The organism is Pseudomonas sp. SIMBA_068, from assembly GCF_046534705.1.
Lineage (GTDB): Bacteria > Pseudomonadota > Gammaproteobacteria > Pseudomonadales > Pseudomonadaceae > Aquipseudomonas > Aquipseudomonas putida.
The window spans coordinates 1-234 of the sequence record NZ_JAWRYI010001721.1 but is presented as its reverse complement, the minus strand read 5'-3'; the positions used below and the strand labels follow the sequence as shown (position 1 = coordinate 234).

Genomic DNA, 234 nt, shown 5'->3' with positions numbered 1-234 from the left:
CTCATCCTCACCATCGTGCAGTTCGTCGTCATCACCAAGGGCGCCGAGCGGGTGGCCGAAGTGGCGGCGCGCTTCTCGCTGGACGCCATGCCGGGCAAGCAGATGTCGATCGACAGCGATTTGCGCGCCGGGCTGATCGACGGTGGGCAAGCTCGCGACAAGCGCGAGCAGTTGTCCCGCGAAAGCCAGCTGTTCGGGGCCATGGACGGGGCCATGAAGTTCGTCAAAGGCGAC

The 234-nt window shown here is 65.4% G+C and carries 1 protein-coding gene; it reads left to right on the top strand.

The annotated features are described in order from the left end of the window. On the top strand, positions 1-234 hold a 234-nt coding region (locus SB756_RS35635), incomplete at both ends, for an FHIPEP family type III secretion protein (RefSeq protein ID WP_410913953.1).